Below are 6,597 nucleotides of genomic sequence, written 5' to 3'. Positions count from 1 at the left end.
AACCAGATGGGTGTTTCCAATGAAGCCGGACCGGGCGTGGTGCCTGATTCGGTCAAGATCGCCTTTGCTATCGGTGCTTTTGTGTTTCTGGTCAGCATCCTGATTACCGTGTTCACCACCGATGAATACCCGCCGGAGGATATGGTGCGTTTCCGCGAAGAATCGGCCAAGGGCAATCTTTTCGGCGATATCCTGCACTATATCCGGCACATGCCGCCACAGATGCTGAAAATCGGCGTCGTGCAGTTTTTCAGCTGGTTTGCCTTTTTCACCATGTGGTCAATGGCCACACCGGCACTGACCGAGCATGTATTCAAAGCACCCGCACCGGATCCGGCGGCCTTTGATATGGCCATAGCCGCACAGGCACAGGCCTTCCAGAGTGCCAATGCTGCTTTTCAGAACGCCGCCGACCAGGTCGGCTCGGCCATGGGCGTTTACGGCCTGTCCTCGATGGTGGTCGCCCTCTTGCTGAGTTTCTATGCGGCGCGCTTCCGCCTCAACTGCCGTCTGGTGCACTTTCTGTCACTGACCCTCGGCGGCATCGGCTTCCTGTCCATGTTCTACATCACCGATCCGTCACAATTGAAATGGTCGTTCGCGCTGATCGGCGTGGCCTGGGCCAGCATCCTGTCAATGCCGTATGCGCTGCTGTCGCACTCGGTTGATCCGAAGAAAATGGGTGTGATGATGGGCCTGTTCAATATGTTCATCGTGCTGCCGCAGATTGCGGCAGCGCTCGGCGGCGTCAACGCTGCCTACCGACTGATCGGCCCGCAGACCATCAATGCGATGACCGTAGCCGGCCTGTCGCTGCTAATCGGCGGCCTGTTGGTCTATTTCGTGCAGGATGATACCGCTGAAAGCCATGCGGCCCCGGACGGCGGCTACTGAAATGCGTCGCCATCTGCTCACCACTGCACTGCTGCTGTCACTGACCGGCCAGGTCTCGGCCGCCGATTACTACGGTACCCTGGAGCCATTCGCCAAACGTGCGGTGTATTTCCTGATGACCGACCGCTTCGTCAACGGCGATGAAAGCAATGATCAGCGGCTTCAAGGCGGCATCAACAAAACCTTCGACCGGCCGGTGGCCGGCGCGCCGGCCGGCGAGAGCGACAACATCGGCTATCTGGGCGGTGACTTCAAAGGTATCGAAAACAATATCGACTACATCAAGCAAATGGGCTTCGATGCCCTGTGGCTAACGCCGATCGTCGATAATCCCGACGAGGCCTTCACTGGCGGCGATACCGTACAGTGGAAGGGTATGTTTCAGGACAAAGGCAAGACCGGTTACCACGGCTATTGGGGCAGTAATTTCTACCAGCTCGATGAGCATCTGCCCAGTAAAGACCTCGATTTCGGCATGCTCAACCAAAAGCTGTCCGCCCGCGGCATCCATACCGTACTGGACATCGTTGCCAATCATGGCTCACCGGCTTTCAGCATGCCGTCACTCCAACCGAAATTCGGACAAATCTTCGACAAAGATGGCACACTCGTTGCCGATCATCAGAACCTGCCGGCGGCGAAACTCGACCCCGCTGGCAATCCGTTGCATCGCTTCTACAACCCGAAAACCGAAATGGTGCAGCTGTCGGATCTGAATGAAACCAATCCAGCGGTCATGGACTACCTTATCGGTGCCTATCTGCAATGGATCGATGAAGGTGCCGATGCTTTCCGCATCGACACCATCAAGCACATGCCGCTGGCCTTCTGGTCCGAATTCAGCCGACGCATCCGCACCAAGCATCCAGACTTCTTCCTGTTTGCTGAAGCCTTTGACTATGATGCCGGAAAGATTGCACCGTTCTCCTGGGCTGAGAACGGCGGCATCAGCGTCCTGGATTTTCCGTTGAAAGCGAAGCTGGCGGATGCCTTCGGCCGCAAGCAGGCCGGCTTCCAGACCCTGGCCGAGGCCCTGCATCTGGATACAGGCCTGTACCAAAACCCCTACGAGTTGATGAGCTTCTACGACAACCACGACATGCCGCGCCTAGATGCCGAGGATAGCGGGTTCATCGACGCGCATAACTGGCTGTTCACCGCCCGCGGCATTCCCGTGATTTACTATGGGTCGGAAACCGGTTTCATGCGCGGTAAAGCCGAGCACGAAGGCAACCGCAATTACTACGGACAGGCACGCATCGATGCCGGTCTTAAGCATCCGATTTACCAAGATCTGCGCCGCATCGCCCAGGTCCGTCGGGAATCTCCGGCACTGCAGCAGGGCTTACAACTCAACCTTCTGCTCCATGGCGACCGCGCTGCATTCCTGCGCGTATTCCAACACGGTAATATCACGCAGACTGCACTGGTGCTGTTAAACAAAGGGGATAAGCCGGCACGCTTCGACCTCAGTCATCTGTTACAGGCCGGGGAATGGCGTTCCGCCATCAACGGCAACCGCGTGCGCATCGATACCGCCAAACCGCGGCTGAAAACCCAAGTGCCCGCCCATGGTGTGGAAGTCCTGCTGTTCGATGGCGCCATCACGGCGCCGGATCTGATTACGGCACTGGACCGGCTTCAGGCTGGGAAAGCGCGCCGCACGACCGGCGGATGACCAGTTTGGCCGGCAGCATGCTGCTGGTCACCGGCTCGTTGTTGATCTGGTGGATCAAGGTCTTCACCAGCAATTCGCCGGCCTGCTTGGTGTCCTGTAGCACCGTGGTCAACCTGGGTGATACGAAATTGGCCATTGGAATGTTGTCGAAACCGGCTACGGCGATGTCTTCCGGGACTTTCAGGCCACGCTCCTGGATGGCGCGCATAGCACCGATGGCAATCAGATCACTGGCACCGAATACTGCATCGCAGGCCCCGCCCTGCACGAGCAGGGTCTGCATGGCCTCATGGCCGGCCTGCTCGGTGGTGATGGCATCGAGCTGAAGCGCGGGGTCGGGAGCGATGCCGGCCTGAGTCAGCGCTGCCACATAACCGCGGTAGCGTTCGAAGAATTCCGGATAGCGTTCCGAGGCATGGCCGAGGAAGGCGATGTGGCGATGGCCCTGCAGCAGCAGATGCTCGGTCATCTCGCGGCCGGCCAGATAATTGTCGCAGCCGATGGTGATGCCCGGCTGTACCGGTAGCACCGGTCCCCAACGCACGAAATGGGTGCCCTGCTCGACCAGTTTGTTCAGCCGGTGGGCGTAATCCAAATAATCGCCATAACCGAGCAAGATGATGCCGTCGGCTTTGCGGCTATCCTCGAAATCGGCATGCCAGTCATTGGAGGCTTGTTGGAAGGAGATCAGCAGATCGTAGCCGTATTGCGAACAGGCCCGGGTGATTGAACCGATCATCGACAGGAAGAACGGATTGATCTGCGAGTCATCGGAAGTCGGATCCTCGAACAGCAGCACGGCCAGAGTGTCGGAATGCTGCGAGCGCAGGTTGGAGGCATTCTTGTCGACCGTGTAGTGCATTTCCTTGGCGATAGCCTGAATGCGCTTGCGGGTTTCCTCGTTGACCAGCGTGCTGTTGCGCAGGGCGCGCGACACCGTGGATTGGGAAACGCCGGCGCGGTAGGCGATATCGAAGGAAGTGGTTTTGGATTTCATGTGGCGCGACGACCCAGGCAACGGTTTCCAGTATAGCCCATCGCCGACGGTGTTCAGGCTTCCAGGCGCTTGTGCAGGGCCGTGGCAGCGCCGATCAATCCCGGCGCATCATGGGTGATCACGTGCATGGCCACGGACTCCAAGTAGGTCGCGAACCGGCCCTTGGCCAGAAACCGTTCGCGGAATGCGCTGGCACGCAGATAGGGAATGAAGCGCGGAATAATGCCGCCCGCGATGGCGACCGTCTTGGCCCCGTGAATCAGTGCGGCATCGCCGACCACGCTGCCGAAAACGGAACAGAAGCGCGCCAGTGTTCGGCGCGCGATCACGTCATGACCCGCCATCGCCGCCGCCACGATCTCCGCCGGATCGCGCAAGCTGTCGCGGTTGCCAAGTACGGCATCGATGTAGGACAGGCCGGTGCCGCACAGCAGGCGCTCGTTCGAGCAGCGGCCGTGATGGCGGGCGGCGATCCAGTCGGCGATGCGCTGTTCTTCCTCCACCTGCGGCGCAAAGCTGACATGGCCGCCCTCGGTTTCGACCATCTGCCAGCCGCAATCATCATCGCCCACCAGCAAGGCGACACCCAGTCCGGTGCCCGGACCGATGACGGTAATAGGGCCTCGGCGTTGCAGATCCGGACTGCCATGGAGGATGACGCGGTCCTCATCGCCCATGGCCAGCGCGGCCAGCGCGGCGGCTCCGAAATCATTAATGACTACCTGATGCCGGAAGCCGAGTGCAGTCTGCAGCTCGGACTGACTGAAGGCCCAGGCACGGTTAGTCAGGCGGATGTCATCGCCAGTGACCGGGCAAGCTACTGCAAACGCAGCTAATTCCGGCTTAGCACCGACCTGCGTCAGATAGCTTTCCACCGCATGCTGCAAGCTGGCGTAATCAGCGGTCGGTAGCGTTTTTGCTTCACGCAGCACGGGCTGTGGGCCACGGATGTCAGACAGAGCGAAGCGGGCGTTGGTGCCGCCGATATCGGCGACCAGAGCGGTCTTGCGGGGGTCGGTCATGCGGAGATTCCGTCCAAAAAAAAGCCTTTGCCGGCTTGCACCGGCAAAGGCAGTGTACAACAGGTTTAGCGCTTAGAACTTGTAGCTGAAGCCAATCAGGGTGGTGCGGCCGTACTCGAAGTACTGCACCGGACGGGCACCCGGATCACCGGCATCGGAGGTGGTGAACGGCTCATCACCGATGTTGCTCATCTGCAGGAACAGGGTCAGGTTCTCGAAAGTACCTTCACCGAAGCTGTAGTTGATCTGGGCATCCTGCACGGTTTCGGCATTGATGTTGATGTAGGTCAGATCGGCACCGAAACCGCGGGTTTCAGCACGGAACGCCGAACGGTGGCGCTGGCTGAAGCGGATGGAGAAGCCATGGTTTTCGTAATAGGCCGTCACGTTGGACACGTATTTCGACAGGCCCGGCAGCGGTTGGTTGCTACCTGGACCATTCGGCTGAATCTCGCTCTTGGTATCGGAGTAGCTGGCCTGGATACCGAAGCCTTCCAGCGGCTGCCACAGGACGTCCAGGGGGACCGACACGGCCAGTTCGAGGCCCTCCAGCGTTCCGCCTTCGCCATTAGCCGGAGCGTTCAAGATGCCATTGGTAGTCCTGGGGTAATTGACGCCGACGGTCTGACCCGCGCCCGGAGCGGGCAACGGATAGCCGGAGTAATCCCAACGAATCGGCTGATTGTAGATGTAGGACAGCAGATCTTTGTAGAAATACGCGGCACTGACATAGCCTTTGTTTCCGGCATCGGTGGTGAAGTATTTTTCATACGAGAGATCGAAAGCATTGGCCAACCAAGGCTTCAGTTTCGGATTGCCGCCACCGCCGGACCAGACCGGTCCGGTCAAGCCGTTACAGTTGGTCTGGCAGATGCCGATATCCAGATTGGCGCGCATATCGTCCATACGCGGACGGGCCATCTGCTTAGCCGCCGCGAAACGGACATACTGATCGGCCGGCAGACCCAGGCTCAGGTTCAGGCTCGGCAGGAAATCATTGTATGAATCGCCATCGGTAGTGGCGGGGCCGATACCGCTGCCATCGATGTTCATCACGGCGGTCGAGCTCTGGTCAACATTGACGAACTGGAAGCCGACGTTACCGCGCAGGCTCATGTTGTCGCCGATGTCAGTATCGATGTTGGCCTGCACGAAGAAGGTGGAGACCTGTTCATTGACTTCCCAGTTCTTACGGGCGATGTCCGGATGATTTTTGCCAACCAGATTGTAGAACCCGGAATTCAGCAGGGCGCTGGCATCAAAGATGGCCAGGCCGTCAACGCCGCCGAAGCTGAAGCTACCGGTCGTGCCCGGGAACGGTGCGGTGTCCTTAACGCCACCCGGATAAGTGCAGTTTTTGATGCAGAGCTTGTATTCGTCCGAGCTCTTCTGCTTGGTGCGGTCAGTGACGTTGTAACCGAATTCGACGCTGCTCAGGAAGCCTTCATCGAAGGTACGGGTAGCATCCAAACGGACTGCCTGGATGTCATCATTGATCTCAAACGCCTTGTAATAGCCGTCTTGGCCCCAGTTACCGGCGTCAATCAGCTGCAGATTGTTCGGATCGTTGAGATCGGTGCCAAAGGTCAGATTGTAGTATTGGCCACTGGAATCCAGAACCGTTCTAAGCGTGCTGGTACCATTGCCTTTAAGCCCTGCATAGGTTTCCAGAACATCAAAGTTGCGAGTGGCGCTCGATACCGAAAAGTCAGCGGCGATCGACCAGTTGTCATCAATCTTGACCTTGTTGTTCCAGCCCAGCGAGAACAGATCGTCTGCAATGGGGTTGCTGTCCATGCGCAGCACCGGCTTGACATTGGTCCAGGAGCTGTCGGTGATGGTTTTATTGCTATTGACGGTATAACCCGGCTGCAGCACGCCTTGACCCCAGGCAGTACCGTATTCGAGACCGGTCTTGACTTCGGTCTTGTCGAATTTGGAATAGAACAGATCCAGGGTGGTTTCGTAAAATTCTGTCGGCTTGAACTGCACGGTGGTCATCAGGC

At 58.4% G+C, this 6,597-nt stretch carries 5 protein-coding genes; 2 read left to right on the top strand and 3 right to left on the bottom strand.

Features of this window, described 5'->3' with window-relative positions; translation table 11 throughout:
• Together ACIQ0Q_RS08075 and ACIQ0Q_RS08070 are read left to right on the top strand one after the other, a co-directional pair.
• Positions 1–894 (top strand): MFS transporter (locus tag ACIQ0Q_RS08075; protein WP_395772428.1); only part of this gene is annotated, 894 nt, incomplete at its 5' end.
• 1 nt (position 895) lies between these two features.
• Positions 896–2,572, top strand: coding sequence for an alpha-amylase family glycosyl hydrolase (locus tag ACIQ0Q_RS08070; RefSeq protein WP_395772427.1), 1,677 nt, complete (start codon positions 896–898; stop codon positions 2,570–2,572).
• Here the strand turns inward: ACIQ0Q_RS08070 and ACIQ0Q_RS08065 are convergent.
• From ACIQ0Q_RS08065 to ACIQ0Q_RS08055, 3 genes are all read right to left on the bottom strand, one after another.
• Entirely contained in the window at positions 2,517–3,569 is a 1,053-nt protein-coding gene (locus ACIQ0Q_RS08065; RefSeq protein ID WP_395772426.1) for a LacI family DNA-binding transcriptional regulator, read from the bottom strand. The genes ACIQ0Q_RS08070 and ACIQ0Q_RS08065 overlap by 56 nt on opposite strands.
• Before the next feature lie 53 nt (positions 3,570–3,622).
• Positions 3,623–4,591, bottom strand: a complete 969-nt coding sequence (gene glk / locus ACIQ0Q_RS08060) for a glucokinase (RefSeq protein ID WP_395772425.1) — start codon at positions 4,589–4,591, stop codon at positions 3,623–3,625.
• Positions 4,592–4,663: 72 nt separating this feature from the next.
• Positions 4,664–6,597, bottom strand: a 1,934-nt coding sequence (locus ACIQ0Q_RS08055) for a TonB-dependent receptor (protein ID WP_395772424.1), incomplete at its 5' end; no start/stop codon positions are given.

The sequence above is a fragment of the Arenimonas sp. genome (assembly GCF_044348765.1).
In the GTDB taxonomy this organism is placed as follows: Bacteria; Pseudomonadota; Gammaproteobacteria; order Xanthomonadales; family Xanthomonadaceae; genus Arenimonas.
Note: the sequence above shows the minus strand (reverse complement) of the source record. Positions and strands in the feature narration are given on the sequence as shown.

Bases quoted from the DNA above. Each gene is read 5' to 3' on its own strand.
- ACIQ0Q_RS08065 (WP_395772426.1), bottom strand. From the start codon at position 3,569: ATGAAATCCAAAACCACTTCCTTCGATATCGCCTACCGCGCCGGCGTT.
- ACIQ0Q_RS08070 (WP_395772427.1), top strand. From the start codon at position 896: ATGCGTCGCCATCTGCTCACCACTGCACTGCTGCTGTCACTGACCGGC.
- glk (WP_395772425.1), bottom strand. From the start codon at position 4,591: ATGACCGACCCCCGCAAGACCGCTCTGGTCGCCGATATCGGCGGCACC.